Consider the following 19212-nt stretch of genomic DNA (forward strand, 5'->3'; position numbering starts at 1 on the left):
AACCCTCTGGTTGTCCGTGCGATGAGTGTTGCCGCCAAGTGGGAACGGCGCCAGTCCGGTCGTCAGACAGCCTTTAGCGGCAACGGTTCTATCCGTGCGGCCACATTGGCTGGCGGAACCATTGACGGTCGCAGTCACGGGTTTTTGGCGGCGAAGGTGTCGCATGCCTTCAACAGACCTGTATCGAATCCGGTCTTGAACCAGTCCACACGCTGCCTTGAGGTGCCGTGGCTGAATGTTTCGGGGCGAACAGGGACATTTCGGGAACGTTGCAAGTGGTCGTCACCGAACACCGCAGCGGCATTCAGGGCCGCTTCGATATCTCCGGGCTCCAGCCAATTCAGTCGCCTTTGCGCATGGTGCGCCCAGACTCCGGCCAGGCAATCGGCCTGCAGTTCCGCGCGCACTTCCAGGCCGCCATCACCGCTGACCGGTTGTTGATCGAGCAAGGCTTTCTCGAAGGGGGCGGACAGTCCCAGTGCAAGTTGCACGTGATGGCCGATCTCGTGAGCGATGATGTAGGCCCGCGCGAAGTCACCGATCACTGAGTGCTGTTCGATCTTTTTGAAGAATTCCAGATCGAGGTAGACCTGACGGTTGCTCGGGCAAAAGAACGGGCCACTGCCGGAGCCGGCGTAACCACATGCCGAGACCACGCCATCGTTGAACAGCGTCAGTACAGGTGGCGGGTAGTGCCGCCCCGTTTCGGCAAAAAGTTGTTTCCAGGTGTCTTCGGTATCGCCGAGCACAGACTGAACGAACTTCAGTTGCAGGTCTTCGGCGGACTCAATCGATTGGACGCTGGCGGGTGGGGGCGGGGTGTTGGTCGGAACTTCCGGTTTCGTACCCAGGGTTGAGTAAAGTCCTGCGCCTGCCAGCGCAACGGCAGCCAGTCCGGCACCCAGTGTTTTCCCTGTAGTGGTGCGGGCAACCTTGCCCTTGCGCGTGTCGTTTACGTTGTCGCTGCGTCTTGCCCTGTTCCATAACATGGTTGAAGCCTCTCATAGATGATGGGGCGTTAATCGCCGGGTCTATGAATAACCCCACTGGGAATGGTGCGCAGGAGAAATGTGTAAGGGGTGGTGAGGCCACCTGCGTCATGACCGATGTGCTGCATGGTCGATCTCCTTTTCATAAGCAGTCACACCTGCGATATGGCGCGCGGCGATGTAGCCGAAGGTCAGCGCCGGGCCAAGATTGATGCCGCCAGCGGGGTAGTGGCCGCCCATGATGCTGGCCATGTCGCCCCCCGCCGCGTACAGGCCTGCGATGGGTTGCGCCGCACCGTCCAGGACCTGGGCATGTTGGTTGACCTTGAGCCCGGCGAAGGTGCCGAAGCAGCCCGGCTGGACTTTCACGGCATAGAAGGGACCTTGTTCGATTGGCGCGACGCATGGGTTGGGTCGTTGCAGCGCGTCACCCTGCTTGCGGTTGTAGGGTGTGGAGCCTCGACCGAACTGTGGATCCTCGCCGTTGCGCGCGTGGTGGTTGTAGTTCGATAGGGTGGTGCGCAAGCCAACCGGGTCGATGCCGCAGGCTGCCGCCAATTCTTCAAGGGTATTGCCGGTTTTCAGATAGCCGCTGCGGATGAAGGATGACAGCGGCACCGGAAACGGCCGAGAGATGCCCAGGCCATATCGACGCTGAAAGCCATGGGTGCAGATCAGCCACGACGCGACTTCTTCACCCGGCGGAGCGGCGGCGACCATGGCCGTGACGTAGTCGTAGTAGCCGTTGGCTTCATTGACGAAGCGCTGACCGTTGCTCAGCACACCGATGATGCCTGGTTTGCCACGCTCGATGATGTGCGGGAAGTGTCCCGTGCTGCCGTCGCTGTGCGTCACCTGTGATACCGGCGCCCAGGCGACGGCGGACGCCATGTCGGTATTCACTCGGGCACCGGCGCTTTCGCCCAGGCGCAGACCGTCGCCGCAAACGCCGAGGGGCGGCAAGGCCAGATGCTCATGTCCGGTCGGAGTGCGAGGAAACAGTGCCTTGCGGCGTTCGACGTCATTGGCGAAACCACCCGCCGCGAGCACTACGGCCTTGCGTGCATGGATGCGCACCGAGCCTTTGGCTGTGTTGACCACGGCACCTCGTACTTGATCGTTCTCGCGCAGCAAGCGGGTCACAGGGGCCGATTCCCAGAGCAGCACGCCGAGGTCGTCGGCGGATTTTGCCAGGCGCGCCACCAGGGCCACGCCGTTGACCAGTTGCATTGCCCGGCCATGCACGGCGAGGTCGAACAAGTGACGACTGAAACGCCGCGTAACGTGCCAGGCCGCCGACAGCGAGCGGGTCAGGTTGAGGAATGCCGTGAGATCCGCCCCCGCCATGATCGGCATGCCCATGAACGAAGTTTCCCGCATGGTTTTGCGCAGACGCTTGAGTAGCTTGCCGACTTTTCGTGCGTCGTAAGGGGCGGCAATCACCGAGCGTCCACCGGTGCCTGCCCCGGGAGTGTCGCCATGAATGTCGGCAATGGCGTTGCCGTCGGCGAACTGCAGCGAGGTGTACTGTTCGAAGAACGACACCATCCGCGGGCCGGCCTCCAGGAAAGCGTCGATCATCGCCGGGTCAAAGCGTTCGCCCAGTTCGTGTTTCAAGTAAGTGCGCGGCAGTTCAACGTCTTCGACGATGCCCGCGCGCCGGGCCAACGGGTTGCACGGCACCCAGGCCCAGCCACCGGACCAGGCCGTGGCACCGCCGAGCACCGGGTCCTTTTCCACCACTATGACTTTCAATCCATGCCACGCGGCGGTCACGGCTGCCGACAGTCCCGCCGCACCGGAGCCAACGATCAGTACATCGCAGTCGATGTCGGGAAGAAAGTGCGCTTGGGCAGGCATTGTTTGAACTCCGGTCTTTTATTAATTTGGAATCAAGTTCCAAAAAATATAAGAGTCAAGTGAGGCCGAACAAGTCTTGGCAGTGGAAAGCGGGCGGTTATCGAACGCCCGGTTCCAGATTTCGCATTCGCCTTCTAGAATCGAGCAAATTTTGCGTGGAAGCGACCATGGCCGGCAGTCAGATCGAACGTGTTTTCAGTGTGCTCGAAAGCCTCACCAGCGATCCCCGTGGCCTGCCGATGCAGACACTGGCGGAGCAGCTGGATATCCCCAAGAGCGCGACCCATCGCCTGCTGGCCGAGCTGATCCGCCTCGGTTACGTGCGGCAGAATCCGGAGAATTTGCGCTATCACCTCTCGACCAAACTGGTGGCGATGGGCTTTCGCTACCTGTCGAGCAGCGGTGCCGATATCGTGCAGCCGGTGCTTGACCGCCTGGCTCAGGAAACCGGCGAGTTGGTACGCCTGGGCGTGATCGACGGCGAGCGTCAAACCTGGATCGCCAAGTCCCAGGGCGCGCGCTCCGGTCTGCGATACGACCCGGACATGGGTCGTGATGCGCCCTTGTTTTATACCGCCTCTGGGCATGCATGGCTGGCAAGCATAAGTGATGCCGAAGCCCTGTCGCTGGTGGAGCGCCAGGGGGTACAGGTGCCGGAACATGTGGGGCCGAACGCGCCGCGCTCGAACATCGAATTGCTCGAACGCCTGCGTCTGGCGCGGGAACAGGGTTACGCCTGGGTCGAGGAAAGTTCGGCGGTCGGCACTTCGGCCATTGCGGCGGTTGTGCGCCATCCTGCCGATGGGCGGGTGATCGGCGTACTCAGCATCGCCGGGCCGAGCGCGCGGATGCCAGGGACGAGGTTGCATGAGCTGGCGCCGTTGTTGTTGGCGTTTACCGAGGAGTTGTCGGCGGCGAGTCTGGCGTCGGAGTTGTTCAGCTAAGGCCGTCGAATTCCCTTGTGGGAGCGGGCAGTAGTTAACTTGCAAAGCTGTGCGCTGTTCGAACACTTTCAGGATGGGTTTGTGTAAGAATCTGGAACCAGGTTCTAAATTATTGGAATTCATCGCTCCAATAACATTCACAAGAGGACCGCATCTTGAATTCGCCCCTTCGCATCGCATTGATCGGTGCTGGCAATATGGGCCAGCAGCATGCCGCTGAAACCGGGCGTGCCTGCGCGCCATCCTTGATCGAGGATTGAGCATGAGCGAGCGTATCTTCTCCCTGGCCAGCCTGACCGTGCTGGAGTTGTCGCCGCCCGATATGGTCGAGGTCGCCGCGCGGGCCGGTTACAGTCATGTCGGCTTGCGTCTGGTACCGGCAACCCCTGAGGAGCACCATTTTGCCCTGGTAGCCGACCGCGAATTGCGGCGCCAGACCCTGGCGCGTTTGCGCGATACCGGTATTGGTGTGCTGGACGTCGAAATCCTGCGGCTCAAACCGGAAACCGTCGTCGCCGATTTCGAGAAAATCCTGGCGGTGGGTGCCGAGTTCGGCGCCAGTGAATTGCTGGTAGCCGGTAACGATCCTGACGAACAGCGGCTGACGGAGCGTTTTGCCGAGCTCTGTGACCTGGCGGCGGCCTTTGGGCTGCACCCGCATCTGGAGTTCATGTCCTGGACCGATGCGTGCAACCTTCAACAAGCCGCGCGTATCGTGGAGAACGCCGGGCGTGAAAACGGCGCCGTGCTGGTGGACGCCTTCCACTTCGATCGTTCGGGATCGCGCCTGGAAGATCTGGCCAAGGTTGCTCCTTCACGGTTACGGTATGCACAGTTGTGTGACGTCGCAGGACCACGGCCAACCGATATGGCCGAAATCTTGCGTCAGGCGCGTAACGAACGGCGTTTTCCCGGTGATGGTGATTGTGATCTGCCGGGACTGTTGCGCGGTTTGCCGGCTGACATTCCGTTGAGCCTGGAGATTCCCACCGTGCAGTTGCTGGAGCAGGGCGTGAGTGGATTGGATCGGGCGCAGATGGCTTTGAATAAAACCATGGCGTTGTTGGCGCGGTTGTAATCGGCGCTATGCACCTATCACCTGTAGGAGCGAGCATGCTCGCGATGGACGTGAGGGCGCCGTGTTTATCGAGGCAGCCATCATCATCGTTGACGACCATCGCGAGCGTGCTCGCTCCTACAGGCGAAGTTTTTGACTTCAAGTAAGGAAATCCAATGACCGTCAGCACCCCGCTTTCCGGCGTCAATCAGCCCTTCAAAGGGATTCTGCTGATCGTTGTCGCAACCTTCCTGTTTTCCACCCACGACGCTTTTTCCAAATACCTCTCCGGTTTCTATCCCATTGTCATGGTGGTCTGGGCGCGCTACGTGGTTCACACCTTGCTGATGGCCGGGATTTTCCTGCCGCAATCCGGGCTGGGGGTGCTGCGTACCAAACGGCCGTTGCTGCAGGTAATCCGGGCGTTGTGCCTGCTGGGCACCAGTCTGTTTTTCACCACGGGGTTGATGTACATCCCGTTGGCCGAGGCCACGTCGGTCAACTTCCTCGCGCCGGTTCTGGTCACCGCGCTGTCGGTGCCGCTGCTTGGCGAGCGCGTGACAAGGGGGCAATGGCTGGCGGTGATTTGCGGTTTTGTCGGGGTGCTGATCATTGTTCACCCAGGCGGTGATCTGTTTACTCCGGCGGTGTTGCTGCCATTCTGCTCGGCACTGTTTTTCTGCTTCTATCAACTGCTGACGCGCAAGCTCAGTGAGGTCGACAGCCCGACCACCAGCAACTTCTTCGCAGGCTTGTGCAATACGCTGGTGATGAGTGCGCTGGTGCCGTTCTTCTGGCAGACGCCGAATCTGCTGCATGGCTCGATGATGCTGGCGCTGGGGGCCTGCGGGATGACGGCTCACCTGTTCCTGACCCAGGCCTTCCGCCTCGCGGCACCGGCGCTGCTGGCACCGTTCAGCTATTGCCAGATTATCTTCGCCGGCCTGCTGGGTTGGCTGCTGTTTTCCCACACGCCGACACTGACCACCGTGGTCGGTATCGTCGTGATCTGTTGCAGCGGGTTGGCGGCAGCCTGGCAGCAAAGCCGTCGCTAGAAGCCCAAACAGAAACGACCTGTAGGAGCGAGCATGCTCGCGATAGTCGTTAACGATGACGCGGGTTGTCTGGATACCCGCGTCGCGCTCGGGTTTTTCGCGAGCATGCCGCAAGCGGGCACCCGCTCCTACAGGAGGTAATGCACCGAACTTCAGTCGGTGACAGTCGGAATCTTGCGCGGTGCCATGAAGTACATCCAGGTCAGCGCGATGAAGTACATCGCCGGAATCAGGGTGAACAGCACGGTGTAGTTGTTGTTGGTGACGGTCAGGATATGGCCGACCAACTGGGTCATGAACATCCCGCCAATCGCCGCGCACATGCCACCGAAGCCGAACACCGTACTCATCATGTGCTTGGGCGTGTAGTCCATTACCAGGCTCCAGATGTTCGCGGTCCAGGCCTGATGCGCGCCGATGGCCAGGGAAATGGCGAACACCGCGATCCACAGGTTGCTGGAACCGGCCGCCATGATCACGCCGATGATGCAGCAGGCGAACAGGAACATGGACAGCAGTCGCGCCTTGATCGGGTTGACTCCGCGACCGATCAGGAACGAGGAGAGGATGCCGCCGCCAACGCTGCCGAAGTCGGCCGTCATGTAGATGATGATCAGCGGGATACCCATCTGGGTGACGTTGATGCCCAGGTTGTATTGCTGGTTGAGGAACGGCGGCAGCCAGTACAGGTAGAACCAGAACACCGGCGCGGTCATCGAGTAGGCGAGGGCGAAGGCCCAGGTGCCGCGCATGCGCAGGATCTTCGAGAAGGGCACACGGGTTTGTTCCGGTTCGACTTCGTTCTGGATGTAGTCCAGTTCCGACTGTTTGACGCTTGGGTGGTCTTCCGGGTTGAAGTACTTCAGGCCCCAGAACAGCAGCCAGATCCCGCCCAGCGCCGACATGCACAGGAACGCGGCCTGCCAGCCCCAGGCGTGCAGGATCAGTGGCAGCAGCATCGGGGTGAACATCGCACCGACGTTGGTACCGGCGTTAAAGATACCGGTGGCTACCGCGCGCTCGCCGGCCGGAAACCACAGGCGCGTGGTTTTCACGCAAGCCGGGTAGTTGGCGGCTTCGGTCAGGCCGAGGATAAAGCGGCAGACCATGAAACCCGCCGCCGAAGTGGCCAGGCCATGGGCGCCGGTCGCCAGGCTCCAGAGCAGGACCGCGCAAAAGAACACACGTTTGACGCCGACTCGGTCGATCAACCGGCCCTGCAATACGAAACCGATGGCGTAGCCGACCTGGAACCAGAAGTTGATGTTGGCGTAGTCCATCGCCGTCCAGCTCATCTCCTTGGCCAGGATGGGTTGCATCACACCCAGGGCGGCGCGGTCGATGTAGTTGAGGGTGGTGGCAAAAAACACCAGCGCCAGCATGCCCCAACGGGTTTTGCCGACTGCCATGGCGCCGCGAATCTTGTCGCCGATGCCGCCAGCGGTAGCGTTCATGGCCGGAGCCATGCGTGAGCTTTGGGAAGGAATCATGTGTGCCATCCGTTCAATGACTGACAAGCGGGGCTCGTCGTGATTTCAAGGGCGCGTGATCAATCGGTCTGTCGCGGCATGTGCGAAAGGGCTGATCGGCTGTGTTCGTCGGCTGACGGGTTATTCAGCGAGCGGCACGGTTGTGCCAGCGGTGCGCGAGGTTCGGATGGACGCCAGGCCAGGCGTCATGACGGTGGAGCGAGCGAGCAGGGCGTTGAATGAGCGCATGAGCGTATACCCGTTTTTTGAAATTTTTATGTGGTGTTCTGGGTCTTCTTGACCGGGGCCGACGATTTCAAGACCGGTCCCGGTGTGGTGTTGATGTTGCGCAGTGAACAAAAAATCGTCAATTCGCCAACGGCCATTTTGTTCGATAATCGCACAGAAAACTAACTGGATAGTACACTTTAAATTGCTCAATGCATCGTCCGGCTCAATAATCCGCTCATTCTTTTAAAAGCGGCGCAAATTCCCTGTAGCCGAAGCCTCCACGGGAGCCGAAACATGCAGCGTTCCATTGCCACCGTATCCTTGAGCGGTACCCTGCCGGAAAAACTCGAAGCCATTGCCGCCGCCGGTTTCGACGGCGTCGAGATTTTCGAGAACGACCTTCTCTACTACGACGGCAGCCCACGGGAAATTAAACAGATGTGCGCCGATCTCGGGATCGCCATCACCCTGTTTCAACCGTTCCGTGACTTCGAAGGCTGTCGGCGTGATCGCCTTTCACGCAACCTGGAGCGCGCCGAGCGCAAGTTCGACCTGATGCAGGAGCTGGGTACTGACCTGGTGCTGGTGTGCAGCAACGCCTCGGCCGAGTCCATCGGTGATGAACGGATTCTGGTCGACGATCTGCGGCTGCTGGCTGAGCACGCCGGGGCACGCGGCCTGCGCATCGGTTATGAAGCGTTGGCCTGGGGCCGGCATGTGAACACGTATCAACAGGTATGGAACATCGTGCGTCAGGCCGATCACCCAAGCCTGGGCGTGCTGCTGGACAGCTTTCACACCTTGTCGCTCAAGGGCGACCCGAGCGCTATCGCCGAGATTCCCGGGGACAAGATCTTCTTCGTGCAAATGGCCGACGCGCCGATCCTGGCCATGGACGTGCTGGAGTGGAGCCGGCATTTTCGCTGCTTCCCTGGGCAGGGTGAATTCGATTTGCCCGGGTTCCTCGCGCCGATCATCAAGAGTGGCTACACCGGGCCATTGTCGCTGGAAATCTTCAACGACGGCTTCCGCGCCGCGCCGCCACGGGCCAACGCCGCCGACGGTTTGCGCTCGTTGTTGTACCTGGAAGAGAAAACCCGCGAGCGTCTGGCCCAGGAAACCAAGTCTGCGGCCAACCCCGAGATTCTGTTCGAAACGCCCAAGGCCAGCGAGTACAACGGCATCGAGTTTCTCGAATTCGCCGTCGACGAGAGCCTCGGCGCCAAGCTCTCCCACTGGCTGGAGCGGCTGGGCTTCGTCAAGGCCGGGCAGCATCGCTCCAAGAGCGTCAGCCTGCTGCGCCAGGGTGACATCAACCTGATCCTCAATTCAGAGCCTTACTCCTTCGGCCACAGCTTTTTCGAAGCCCACGGCCCTTCATTGTGCGCCACCGCCGTGCGGGTCAAGGACAGCGCGAGTGCCTTGGCCCGTGCCGTGGCCTACAAGGGCCAGCCCTATCGCGGATTGGTCGGCCCCAATGAGCTGGAACTGGCGGCGGTGCGTGCGCCGGATGGCAGCCTGATCTATCTGGTGGACCAGCACGCCGATGTCTATGGCACTGACTTCAATCTGTACCCGCAGGCACCGGTCAGCGACGGCCTCAAGCGTATCGACCACATGGCCATGGCGCTGCCGGCCGACAGCCTCGACAGCTGGGTGCTGTTCTATAAGAGCCTGCTGGATTTCGAGGCGGACGATGAAGTCGTGCTGCCGGATCCTTATGGTTTGGTGAAGAGCCGCGCCTTGCGCAGCCGCGACAGTTCGATCCGCCTGCCGCTGAACATTTCCGAGAATCGCAACACGGCGATCTCACATGCGCTGTCGAGTTATCGCGGCTCCGGTGTGCATCACATCGCGTTTGATTGCGATGACATCTTTGCCCAGGTCCGCCGTGCAAAAGAGGCGGGCGTGCCGCTGCTGGATATCCCGCTCAACTACTACGACGACCTGGCGGCGCGGTTCGACTTCAACGACGAGTTCCTCAGCGAACTGGCCTACTACAACGTGTTGTACGACCGCGACGCCCAGGGCGGTGAGCTGTTCCATGTGTATACCGAACCGTTCGAGGGGCGATTTTTCTTCGAGATCATCCAGCGTAAAAACGGCTATGCCGGCTACGGCGCGGCCAACGTCGCGGTGCGCCTGGCCGCCATGGCCAAATCCCGCAGTGGCGCATTGCGTCAGGCGAAGTTGTAGGAAATTCGTAAACGCGGGATTAAACGTGGGCCGCGCGGGTTCCCTCACCGTGTCGCGCGGCCCATAATCGCCAGCCTGTGCAGTGATGGCCGTGAGCCCGCAATGACAATGACCCCAGAACTCCCCGCAGCCTCCGTAGAACCCAGTGCCGAGCCGCGCAAGAGTCGCAAGAACAATCCGGAAAAGACCCGCGAGAACATCCTGCAGGAGGCGATTGTCGAATTCGTCCAGCAGGGGCTTTCCGGTGCTCGTGTCGATGCCATCGCCGAGCGCATCCACACCTCCAAGCGCATGATCTATTACTACTTCGGCAGTAAGGAACAGCTCTACGTCGAGGTGCTGGAAAAACTCTACGGCGATATCCGCAATACCGAAAATCGTCTGCACCTGGCAGAGCTGGCGCCGGTTGACGCCATTCGGCGGCTGGTGGAGTTCACCTTCGATCACCATGATCGCAACGTCGATTTCGTACGCATCGTCAGCATCGAGAACATTCACAACGCCGAGTACGTGAAGCGCTCCGATGCGATCAAGGCGATGAACAACACCATCCTCGATTCACTGGGCGAGATTCTGCGCCGCGGCGCCGAGCAGGGGCTGTTCCGTAGCGGGCTTGATCCGCTGGATGTGCATCTGTTGATCAGTTCGTTCTGCTTCTATCGCGTCTCGAACCGCCACACGTTTGGTGAGATTTTTCAGATCGACCTGCCGGACGAACGCATCAAGCAGCGTCATCGCGAGATGATTTGCGATTCGGTCCTGCGCTACCTGCAGGTTTGACCTGTGGCGAGGGGGCTTGCCCCCGTTGGGCTGCGAAGCAGACCTGGTGGTATTTGCGACTGCTACGCAGTCGAACGGGGGCAAGCCCCCTCGCCACATTTTTCCGCGAAGCTTTTCAGTCATTCATGCTCTGGAAATGCTCAAGCATCCGCCGGGCATCCGGCACCATGCCGCTGAACAATTCGAACGCCTTCACCGCCTGAAACACCGCCATGTTGCCGCCGTCCAGTGTCCGGCAACCGAGGGCGCGGGCGTTACGCAGCAATTCGGTTTCCAGCGGGAAGTAAACGATCTCCGCCACCCACAATTCGGCCCGCAGCAACTCGACCGGCACCGGCATGCCCGGCAGCTTTTTCATGCCCATCGGTGTGGTGTTCACCAGGCCGTCAGCCTGGACCATGGCGCTGGGCAGGTCATACCCGGCCACCGCGCGGCCGGCATCGAAATGCTGATTGAGGTTGTCGGCCAGGTCCTGGGCGCGGCGGATGTCTACATCGAAAATGCTCAACTGTTGTACGCCTTCGCTCAACAACGCGTGGGCCACCGCTGCACCTGCGCCGCCGGCGCCCATTTGTACGACACGTTCAACGGCAACGTCCTTCAAGCCTCGGCGAAAACCCTCGGCAAAGCCCAGGCAATCGGTGTTGTGGCCGATGCGCTTGCCATCCTTGAGCACCACCGTGTTGACCGCGCCGATACCGCGGGCCTCCGGTGAGAGTTCGTCGAGCAACGGGATGATCGCCTGCTTGCATGGAAACGTGATGTTCAGCCCGGTGAAGTTCATGCGTTCGGCAGCCATCAACAGGTCGGGCAGGGCGTTGCTGTCCAGTTTCAACTGATCAAGATCAATCAGGCGATACAGGTAACGTAATCCCTGGGCATCGCCTTCGTGCTCGTGCAGCGCCGGCGTGCGGGAAGCCTGGATGCCGGCGCCGATCAGCCCGGCCAGTACCACGTGGTTCTGAGTCACGGCGATCACCCCTTCAAACGTTGGCTGAAGTGTTCCAGTGCCAGACGATAGCCATGACTGCCGAAACCGGCCATCACCGCGGTCGCGATGGCGGAAACGAACGAATGGTGGCGGAAGGGCTCGCGGGCGTGGACGTTGGACAGGTGGACTTCGATCACCGGCAGTTCGCTGGCGACCAGGGCATCGCGAATGGCGACGGAGGTATGGGTCCACGCGGCGGGGTTGATCACGATCCCTGCACAGCGGCCGCGGGCGGCGTGAATCCAGTCGAGCAGTTCGCCTTCATGGTTGGTCTGGCGAAACTCCACGGCCAGGCCGAACTCTTCGGCGGCACGTGCGCACAGGGCCGAAATGTCAGCCAGGGTTTCGTGGCCGTAAGTCGCGGGTTCACGGGTGCCGAGCAGGTTCAGGTTCGGGCCGTTGAGCACCAGAACGATAGGGGGCATTGGAATCTCTCCACTTATTGTTTTTGGAATCGGCCGAGGTTTTCGGCCTGTGGAGATAAATTGTACTAACTGGTTAATTCGGTCAATTGAAGTACCGGCACACTGGCGGTTTGTGGGCGGTGATCGGACACTTTCGCTGTTCAGCGCGGTAAATGCTCCACCAGAAAGTCGATGAACGCCCGCAGGCGCAACGGCACGTGGCGACTTTGCGGGTATAGCAGCGTGAAGGGTCGCGAGCGCCCGCCATAGGGCTTGAGCACTTCCACCAGCGTGCCTGCGGCCAGTTCCTTTTCAACGATAAAACGATAAGTCTGAAACAGCCCCGCCCCGTGTTTGGCCAGCGTCACCCCGCCGAGCACATCGTCGGAACAACTGAGGTTGCCCTCGGCCAGAATCTCGCGGGCCACGCCTTCATCGTTGAACAACCAGGCAATGCGCCGGCCGCTGCTGGGCAGTTCGTACTGGATGCATTCGTGGTGTTCGAGGTCGTCGAGGGTCTGCGGAGTGCCCGCCCGCTTCAGGTAGTCAGGGCTGGCGATCATCACCAGAGCGGCATCTTCCAATGGTCGGGCGATCAGGCCGGAATCCGGGATGGCTCGCACCCGAATCGCCATGTCGTAGCCTTCGCCGACGAAATCGATGTTGCGATTACTGATGTGCGACTCGACCTTCACCGCCGGATAACGCGCTCGAAATTCGGGCAACAGCGGCAGGATTCGATGATGCGCGTAAGTGGTCGGAATACTGATGCGCAAAGTACCGGACGGCACTTGCTGCTGACCCATGACCTCGCGCTGGGCTTCGACCAGTTGCGCCAGGGCCTGGCGACATTCTTCATAGTAACGGCGGCCACTGTCAGTCAACTTCACACTGCGTGTGGTGCGTGCAAACAGACGCACGCCCAGGCGTTCTTCCATGCGCGACACCGAGCGGCTTACGGCTGCCGGTGTCACCCCGGCCACCAGTGCGGCAGCGGTGAAGCTGCCGGCCTCGGCGGCCAGGCAAAACAGTTCGATGCTGCCCAACTGAAGATCGTCGAATTGTCGCTGCATGATTGATTACACCGAGGATCAAATAAGGAAACTGAACCCGTATTTATCAGGTCCCGGCGCCTTGAAGAAAGGATTTCTTACCAATTCCCGTGGTGTTCCGCAGGGCCGGAAACCACCAGGACGCTAGCCTGAGGACGCAAGAAATGATTCGACGGCCAATGCCAGCGGTCGGATTTCCCAGAGAGTGTCGAATCCTTGGATTCATTAACCTAACTGATGGGTTAGCATGAAGGTATGCAATTACAAGGGACTGTCGGTGGTGATCATGTTGCGAGACGAGCATTGTCCGCCTCATGCGCATGTGGAGGCGGGTACCTGAATCGATCAGGACGTTGCTGTCCCTGATAGGTGGACAGGAGAGTGTGGAGATCGAGTTATGAAAACGATAAAAGCCAGGGTTCAGGCCGATAGTCCGGTAACGGAAAGTAGCCTGGACAAAGCCATTGAGCGTGGCGAATCACGTAGAAAAAACAGCCTGCAAGCGACAGCGGTTACCTTCCTGCCGCCCTGTCTGGCCGTCAGCTTCGAAGATGGCAGCGGCGTATTGTTGCCCGTGGCCAACTATCCGGAGTTCGGCGATTTTGAGGTCGAGGACTACGCCAGTCTGACTGTCGGCTACGCGGGCACTGCCCTGTGCCATGAAGGCAAGGACCTGCATGTATCCATCGCCGGGATGATTTCTGCGAGCAAGCCGCTGATGGCCATGGCGGCCTCGGTCGTCGCTTCGCGCAATGGTCGCCAGAGCAGCGCCGCAAAATCTGAAGCCGCGCGGGCCAATGGCAGAAAAGGCGGGCGCCCGCGCAAGGTTGATGTTGTCTTCCAAACGCCCACAAAAAAGCCGTCGTGAAGACGGCTTTCTTGTGCATGGCAAGCGTCATCAACGCCGGGTCAGCATCACCCCGGATTCCATGTGATGGGTCCACGGGAACTGGTCGAACATCGCGCATCGGGTAATGCGGTGGGTGTCGTGCAGTTGGGCGATGTTGGCTGCCAGGGTCTCCGGGTTGCAGGAGATGTACAGGATGTTGTCGAAGCGCCGGGTCAGCTCGCAGGTGTCCGGGTCCATGCCGGCGCGGGGCGGGTCGACGAACACGCTGCCGAACTCGTAGCTTTTGAGATCGATGCCGTGCAGGCGTCGGAACGGACGCACTTCGTTCAGGGCTTCGGTCAGTTCTTCGGCGGACAAACGCACCAGGGTGACGTTATCCACCGCGTTTTCGCTGAGATTGCTCAAGGCCGCGTTGACCGAGGTCTTGCTGATTTCGGTGGCCAGCACCTTGCGTACGCGGGTGGCGAGCGGCAGGGTGAAGTTGCCGTTGCCGCAATACAGCTCCAGCAAGTCGTCGCTGCGGTCGCCAAGCGCATCGAATGCCCAGTTGAGCATCTTCTGGTTCACCGTGCCGTTGGGCTGGGTGAACGCGCCTTCTGGCTGGCGATAGCTGAAGGTGCGGCCGCCGACTTCCAGCTTTTCGACCACATAATCGTGACCGATGACTTCGCGCTTGCCCTTGGAGCGACCGATGACGCTGACGTTCAGGTCCGCCGCCAGTTTCGACGCCGCTGCGTGCCAGTGCTCGTCCAGCGGGCGGTGATAGCACAGGGTAATCATCGCGTCGCCGGCCAGGGTGGTCAGGAACTCCACCTGGAACAGCTTGTGACTCAGGGGGGCGCTGGCTTGCCAGGCGGCCTTGAGTTGCGGCATCAATTGGTTGATGCGCAGGCTTGCGATCGGGAACTCTTCGATCAGGATTGGCGTGCGTTTGTCTTCCTGGGAAAACATCGCGTAGTGACGCTCACCGGCCTCGCGCCACAGGCGGAACTCGGCACGCAGGCGGAAGTTTTTCAGCGGCGAATCGAAAACGGCTGGCTCCGGTGCATCGAACGGGGCCAGCAGGTCACGCAAACGCGTGACCTTTTCTTCGAGCTGAACGGCATAGGCCTGGGAATCAAAAGTCATGCGTTGAACCAACCCAGCTTGATCACGAACAGAATCGACAGGATCACCAGCGCCGGATTCAGCTCACGGCCACGACCGGACATCAGCTTGATGGCGGTCCAGGAAATGAAACCGAAGGCGATGCCATTGGCGATGGAATAAGTGAACGGCATTGCCAGCGCGGTGATCACCACCGGCGCGGCCACGGTAATGTCGTCCCAGTCTATTTCGGCCAGGCCGGATGTCATCAGCACGGCGACGAACAGCAGCGCCGGTGCGGTGGCGAAGGCTGGAACGCTGGCGGCCAGTGGCGAGAAGAACAGCGCCAGCAGGAACAGGATCGCGACCACGATGGCGGTCAGGCCGGTGCGGCCACCGGCACTTACACCCGCGGCGGATTCGATGTAGCTGGTGGTGGTCGACGTGCCCAGCAGGGAACCGGCCATGGCCGCGGTACTGTCAGCGATCAGGGCGCGGCCCATTTTCGGCATGTGCCCGTCTTTACGCATCAAGCCCGCGCGCTTGGCGACACCGATCAGCGTGCCGGAGTTGTCGAACAGATCGACGAACAGGAAGGCGAAAATCACGCTGACCAGACCGATGTCCAGTGCGCCCTTGATGTCCAGCTGCAGGAAGGTCGGCGCCAGCGATGGCGGCATCGACATCACGCCGCCGAACGGGGTGAAACCCATGATGATCGAAACGATGGTCACCACAAGAATGCCGATCAGCACCGCACCGCGCACGGCCAGGGCTTCAAGCGCGACGATCAAGGCAAAGCCAAGGGTGGCAAGGATCGGGGCCGGTTGTTTCAGGTCGCCGAGGCCGACCATGGTTGCCGGGTTGCCGACCACGATACCGGCGTTGTGCAGGGCGATCAGCGCCAGGAACAGGCCGATGCCGGCGGCAATCGCCGAGCGCAGCGGCAGCGGGATGCTGTTGATGATCCATTCACGGATGCGGAAGATCGACAGCAGGAAGAAACACACCGCCGAGATGAATACTGCGCCCAGTGCCACTTGCCAGGTATGGCCCATGTGCAGGACCACGGTGTAGGTAAAGAAGGCGTTCAGGCCCATGCCCGGTGCGAGGGCGATCGGGTAGTTGGCGATCAGGCCCATGACCGTGGAGCCGATGGCGGCGGCCAGGCAGGTGGCGACAAACACTGCGCCCTTGTCCATGCCGGTCTCGCCGAGGATGCTCGGATTGACGAACAGAATGTAGGCCATGGCCAAAAAGGTCGTGACGCCCGCCAGAATCTCGGTCCGCACGTTGGTGTTGTGTGCCTTGAGTTGAAACAGCCTTTCCAGCATGTCTGCTCCCCGTGGCGCGCCGGGCGCCGTGAATGTATCGACCTCAACAGCAAAGCACAGGCAGCAGAATGCGCCTGGAAATTGCTGTGGGCCGGAAAAAGCCGCGCATCATACCAGTAGCTTGGGAATATGGCTGCTTATGGCAGTGATCGTCGTCGATGTTTTGCGACAAAGCCAAGTGCGCCATACTGCGCGCTGGTTTTTTGGGGGGATGAGTGCTGCATGAAAAGGCGTCTGTTTAGCGTGTTCGGCGTATTGATGGCGCTGCTGTTCGGGGCGCAAACGGCCATGGCGGCATCGGCTGCGGCGCTGACGCAATTGAAAGTACTCAAAGTGGCGTCGCCGTCCTGTGGTGTCGAAAACATCGAGGAAGGGCAAACCCAGACGCGCTGCGATCACAATGGCCCGAACATCACGGTGTACGTGCTGGAGGTAGGGTATGGACGCGAAGCCCATGTCGCCCTGGACGGTTTTGAAGTGAACGGCACCCGTACACCGGTCTGCGCGTTCAAGAACGGCAACCTGACCAGTTGCACCCCCGGGGGAAAAACCGTCGGCTATCTGTATGCCCTTGATCTGGCGGGCAAGCAGGAAGGCACGCTGACTTTCAGCAATACCTCGATCAACGCCCCCGGCAATACGCTGTCGACGCAGCTTTACATCAAGTAGGCGCAGGTCTCGAACAAGGGTCAGGAAAGCTGACTACGCTTAAAGGATCATTCTGTGGACAGTCCCCGATGACCTTTAGAGCCTTGATTGCCCTCGCCGAGGGCACTGACGACCTGCAAACCGTGACCCTGATCGACGTACTGCGCCGCGCCAAAATAGAAGTGGTAGTGGCCAGTATCGAAGGACGGCGCATGCTGACCTGCGCCCGCGGCACCCGGCTGACGTCCGATGCGATGCTGGTGGACTTGCTGGCGCAACCGTTCGACCTGATTGCCTTGCCCGGTGGTGCGGTGGGATCGCAGCACCTGGCAGCACATCAACCCCTGCAACAATTGATCAAGGATCAGGCGGCGGCCGGTCGCCTGTTCGCCGGCATTGCCGAAGCGCCTGCCGTGGCGTTGCAAGCCTTTGGCGTATTGCGTCAACGGCGCATGACCTGTCTGCCCTCGGCCAGCCATCAACTGTCGGGCTGCACCTTCGTCGATCAACCGGTGGTGGTCGACGGCAATTGCATCACCGCCCAGGGTTCGGCTGGCGCATTGGCGTTTGCCCTGACGCTGGTGGAGCAACTCTGCGGTAAGGCCACACGTACGACGGTAGCGGGGGAGTTGCTGGTTTAGCCTGCTTCAGGCTTTCGCTGCTTCCTTCTCTGCATCTTTAGCCACGTGCATGCGATCGCGGCTGGCCAGTGTCGGGAACAGTTTGACCCACACCCCGGTCACCACCAGCGTGCCGATCCCGCCCATGACCACGGCCGGCACGGTGCCGAACCAGTGGGCAGTCAGGCCCGATTCGAATTCGCCCAACTGGTTCGAAGCACCGATGAACAGACCGTTCACGGCGCTGACCCGGCCGCGCATTTCGTCCGGGGTTTCCAGTTGAACGAATGAGGCGCGGATCACCATGCTGATCATGTCTGCCGCGCCCAATACCACCAGTACCGCCAGGGAAAACCAGAACGAGGTCGACAGGCCGAAGGCGATGGTTGCCACACCGAAGACGCCCACGGCGGTGAACATCACCCGCCCGACGTTGCGCTCCACGGCAAACCGCGCCAGGAACAGCGACATCAGCAACGCACCCACTGCCGGTGCCGAGCGTAGCAGGCCCAACCCCCACGGCCCGGTCAGCAGGATGTCCTTGGCGAACACCGGCAGCAATGCCGTCGCACCGCCCAACAGGACCGCGAACAGATCGAGGGAGATCGCCCCGAGAATGTCCGGACGACTGCGGATAAAGCGAATGCCCGCCAGCAGTGAATCCAGCGTGGCCTTGCCCTTGTTCAGCGGGGTTTGCCGGGCTGGCAGGTTGAGCATCAGCGAACAGGCGATGACATACAGCAATACCGTCGGGCCATACACCCAGACGCTGCCGAAGGCGTAGAGCAAGCCGCCAAGGGCCGGGGCGACGATGGTGGCCGATTGCTGGGCCGATTGCGCGGCGGCCACTGCCCGTGGAAACAGCGCGCTGGGCACGATGCTGGGCAGCAGGGCCTGGGTGGTCGGCATTTCAAAGGAACGAGCGGCCCCGAGCAGGAAGGCCAGGATAAAGATCATTTCCCGGGTGACGTGGTCGGTCGCGCTGCCGATGGCCAGCGACAAAGCGATCAATGCCTGCAAGGACTGGCAGATCGCCGCGACCTTGCGCCGGTCATAGCGGTCGGCGACATGCCCTGTGTGCAGCATGAACAGCACGCGCGGGGCGAACTCGACCAGGCCGACCAGACCCAGGTCGAGCACGTTGCCGGTCAACTGATACAGGTTCCAGCCGATGGCCACGGTAAGCATCTGGAAGCCGCTGGCGGTAAAGATCCGGGCCAGCCAGAACGCAAGAAATGGGCGATGGTGACGTAACAGCAAGGGCTCTTGGCTGGGCATCTGCGGGAAATCTGGGAAGAGGGGAACGGCGAGATTATCACCAACCTGTAACAGAAAGTTGCCATGACAAAAAAATTAGTTAGCCAGACATCGATTTCCTTAACCCTCCCGCAGGAAATGTGTTGCTGCCTATGACCAAAGCCGTGAGGCAACTTGTCACGCGGCAAAAGACCACGCGGTTCATCGCCGAAATTGGGACTACTCTTTCAACGTTGATTGATCCAGATCAAAACCCACAAAAGGAATTGATCCGGTGGCCGCAAGGCCAGACTCCCTGCGTTGTGATGCGTGCAAAAAAAGAACAAACAGGATTCGCCACACTCCATATCCGTGGGGGCCGTGGGTGCAGGCTTCCAGCCAGCAGCCGT

18 protein-coding genes and 1 pseudogene are annotated in these 19212 nt (G+C 60.6%); 9 read left to right on the forward strand and 10 right to left on the reverse strand.

The window, feature by feature from the left end:
• Positions 1-134 precede the first annotated feature (134 nt).
• Both CAG47_RS17370 and CAG47_RS17375 read right to left on the reverse strand, forming a co-directional pair.
• A complete protein-coding gene (locus CAG47_RS17370; RefSeq protein ID WP_085726081.1) occupies positions 135-989 on the reverse strand; it encodes a neutral zinc metallopeptidase in 855 nt (284 codons plus the stop codon).
• 108 nt (positions 990-1097) lie between these two features.
• Positions 1098-2849: an FAD-dependent oxidoreductase gene (locus CAG47_RS17375; RefSeq protein ID WP_085726082.1), complete on the reverse strand. Its 1752-nt coding sequence runs from the start codon at positions 2847-2849 to the stop codon at positions 1098-1100.
• Positions 2850-3016: 167 nt separating this feature from the next.
• On the opposite strand from CAG47_RS17375, the gene CAG47_RS17380 reads away from it, so the two are divergent.
• From CAG47_RS17380 to CAG47_RS17390, 3 genes are all read left to right on the forward strand, one after another.
• Positions 3017-3793: an IclR family transcriptional regulator gene (locus CAG47_RS17380; RefSeq protein ID WP_085726083.1), complete on the forward strand. Its 777-nt coding sequence runs from the start codon at positions 3017-3019 to the stop codon at positions 3791-3793.
• 262 nt (positions 3794-4055) lie between these two features.
• Positions 4056-4871: a sugar phosphate isomerase/epimerase gene (locus CAG47_RS17385; protein WP_085726084.1), complete on the forward strand. Its 816-nt coding sequence runs from the start codon at positions 4056-4058 to the stop codon at positions 4869-4871.
• A gap of 155 nt (positions 4872-5026) precedes the next feature.
• Positions 5027-5905, forward strand: coding sequence for a DMT family transporter (locus CAG47_RS17390; RefSeq protein WP_085726085.1), 879 nt, complete (start codon positions 5027-5029; stop codon positions 5903-5905).
• Between the two features lie 152 nt (positions 5906-6057).
• Here CAG47_RS17390 and CAG47_RS17395 read toward each other — a convergent pair whose 3' ends face one another.
• Both CAG47_RS17395 and CAG47_RS28160 read right to left on the reverse strand, forming a co-directional pair.
• Positions 6058-7395 carry an MFS transporter gene (locus CAG47_RS17395; protein WP_085726086.1) on the reverse strand — a complete coding sequence of 446 codons (1338 nt, stop codon included), beginning with the start codon at positions 7393-7395 and terminating at the stop codon, positions 6058-6060.
• Between the two features lie 120 nt (positions 7396-7515).
• Complete coding sequence (locus CAG47_RS28160; RefSeq protein WP_143515876.1) at positions 7516-7815, reverse strand: hypothetical protein; 300 nt, start codon at positions 7813-7815, stop codon at positions 7516-7518.
• Positions 7816-7899: 84 nt separating this feature from the next.
• Here CAG47_RS28160 and quiC point away from each other — a divergent pair, with 84 nt between their 5' ends.
• Together quiC and CAG47_RS17405 are read left to right on the forward strand one after the other, a co-directional pair.
• On the forward strand, positions 7900-9801 hold the full coding sequence (gene quiC / locus CAG47_RS17400; protein WP_085726087.1) for a 3-dehydroshikimate dehydratase QuiC: 1902 nt from the start codon (positions 7900-7902) through the stop codon (positions 9799-9801).
• A gap of 102 nt (positions 9802-9903) precedes the next feature.
• Positions 9904-10581 carry a TetR/AcrR family transcriptional regulator gene (locus CAG47_RS17405; protein WP_085726088.1) on the forward strand — a complete coding sequence of 226 codons (678 nt, stop codon included), beginning with the start codon at positions 9904-9906 and terminating at the stop codon, positions 10579-10581.
• 115 nt (positions 10582-10696) lie between these two features.
• On the opposite strand, the gene CAG47_RS17410 is transcribed toward CAG47_RS17405, so the two are convergent.
• From CAG47_RS17410 to CAG47_RS17420, 3 genes are all read right to left on the reverse strand, one after another.
• Positions 10697-11551, reverse strand: a complete 855-nt coding sequence (locus CAG47_RS17410) for a shikimate dehydrogenase (protein WP_085726195.1) — start codon at positions 11549-11551, stop codon at positions 10697-10699.
• 5 nt (positions 11552-11556) lie between these two features.
• Positions 11557-11997, reverse strand: coding sequence for a type II 3-dehydroquinate dehydratase (gene aroQ, locus CAG47_RS17415; protein ID WP_085726089.1), 441 nt, complete (start codon positions 11995-11997; stop codon positions 11557-11559).
• 140 nt (positions 11998-12137) lie between these two features.
• The gene (locus CAG47_RS17420) at positions 12138-13049 is read right to left on the reverse strand and encodes a LysR family transcriptional regulator (protein WP_085726090.1); all 912 of its coding nucleotides are present in this window, start codon (positions 13047-13049) and stop codon (positions 12138-12140) included.
• Positions 13050-13275: 226 nt separating this feature from the next.
• On the opposite strand from CAG47_RS17420, the pseudogene CAG47_RS29025 reads away from it, so the two are divergent.
• Positions 13276-13365 (forward strand): annotated as a pseudogene (locus CAG47_RS29025) (DUF4160 domain-containing protein); the annotation flags it as partial.
• A gap of 60 nt (positions 13366-13425) precedes the next feature.
• Entirely contained in the window at positions 13426-13896 is a 471-nt protein-coding gene (locus tag CAG47_RS17430; RefSeq protein WP_085726091.1) for a DUF2442 domain-containing protein, read from the forward strand.
• A 30-nt stretch (positions 13897-13926) separates the two neighbouring features.
• Here CAG47_RS17430 and trmA read toward each other — a convergent pair whose 3' ends face one another.
• On the reverse strand, positions 13927-15006 hold the full coding sequence (gene trmA, locus CAG47_RS17435; protein ID WP_085726092.1) for a tRNA (uridine(54)-C5)-methyltransferase TrmA: 1080 nt from the start codon (positions 15004-15006) through the stop codon (positions 13927-13929).
• Positions 15003-16298 (reverse strand): NCS2 family permease, encoded by a 1296-nt coding sequence (locus tag CAG47_RS17440; RefSeq protein ID WP_085726093.1) that lies wholly within the window; start codon positions 16296-16298, stop codon positions 15003-15005. The genes trmA and CAG47_RS17440 overlap by 4 nt, the downstream gene beginning before the upstream one ends.
• Before the next feature lie 222 nt (positions 16299-16520).
• Here CAG47_RS17440 and CAG47_RS17445 point away from each other — a divergent pair, with 222 nt between their 5' ends.
• Both CAG47_RS17445 and CAG47_RS17450 read left to right on the forward strand, forming a co-directional pair.
• Positions 16521-16967, forward strand: coding sequence for a DUF4879 domain-containing protein (locus CAG47_RS17445; RefSeq protein ID WP_085726094.1), 447 nt, complete (start codon positions 16521-16523; stop codon positions 16965-16967).
• Between the two features lie 68 nt (positions 16968-17035).
• Positions 17036-17587, forward strand: coding sequence for a DJ-1 family glyoxalase III (locus CAG47_RS17450; protein ID WP_085726095.1), 552 nt, complete (start codon positions 17036-17038; stop codon positions 17585-17587).
• A gap of 6 nt (positions 17588-17593) precedes the next feature.
• Here CAG47_RS17450 and CAG47_RS17455 read toward each other — a convergent pair whose 3' ends face one another.
• The gene (locus tag CAG47_RS17455) at positions 17594-18844 is read right to left on the reverse strand and encodes an MFS transporter (protein WP_085726096.1); all 1251 of its coding nucleotides are present in this window, start codon (positions 18842-18844) and stop codon (positions 17594-17596) included.
• Positions 18845-19212 lie beyond the last annotated feature (368 nt).

Origin of the sequence: Pseudomonas sp. R37(2017) (genome assembly GCF_002113375.1) — a bacterium.
GTDB lineage: Bacteria > Pseudomonadota > Gammaproteobacteria > Pseudomonadales > Pseudomonadaceae > Aquipseudomonas.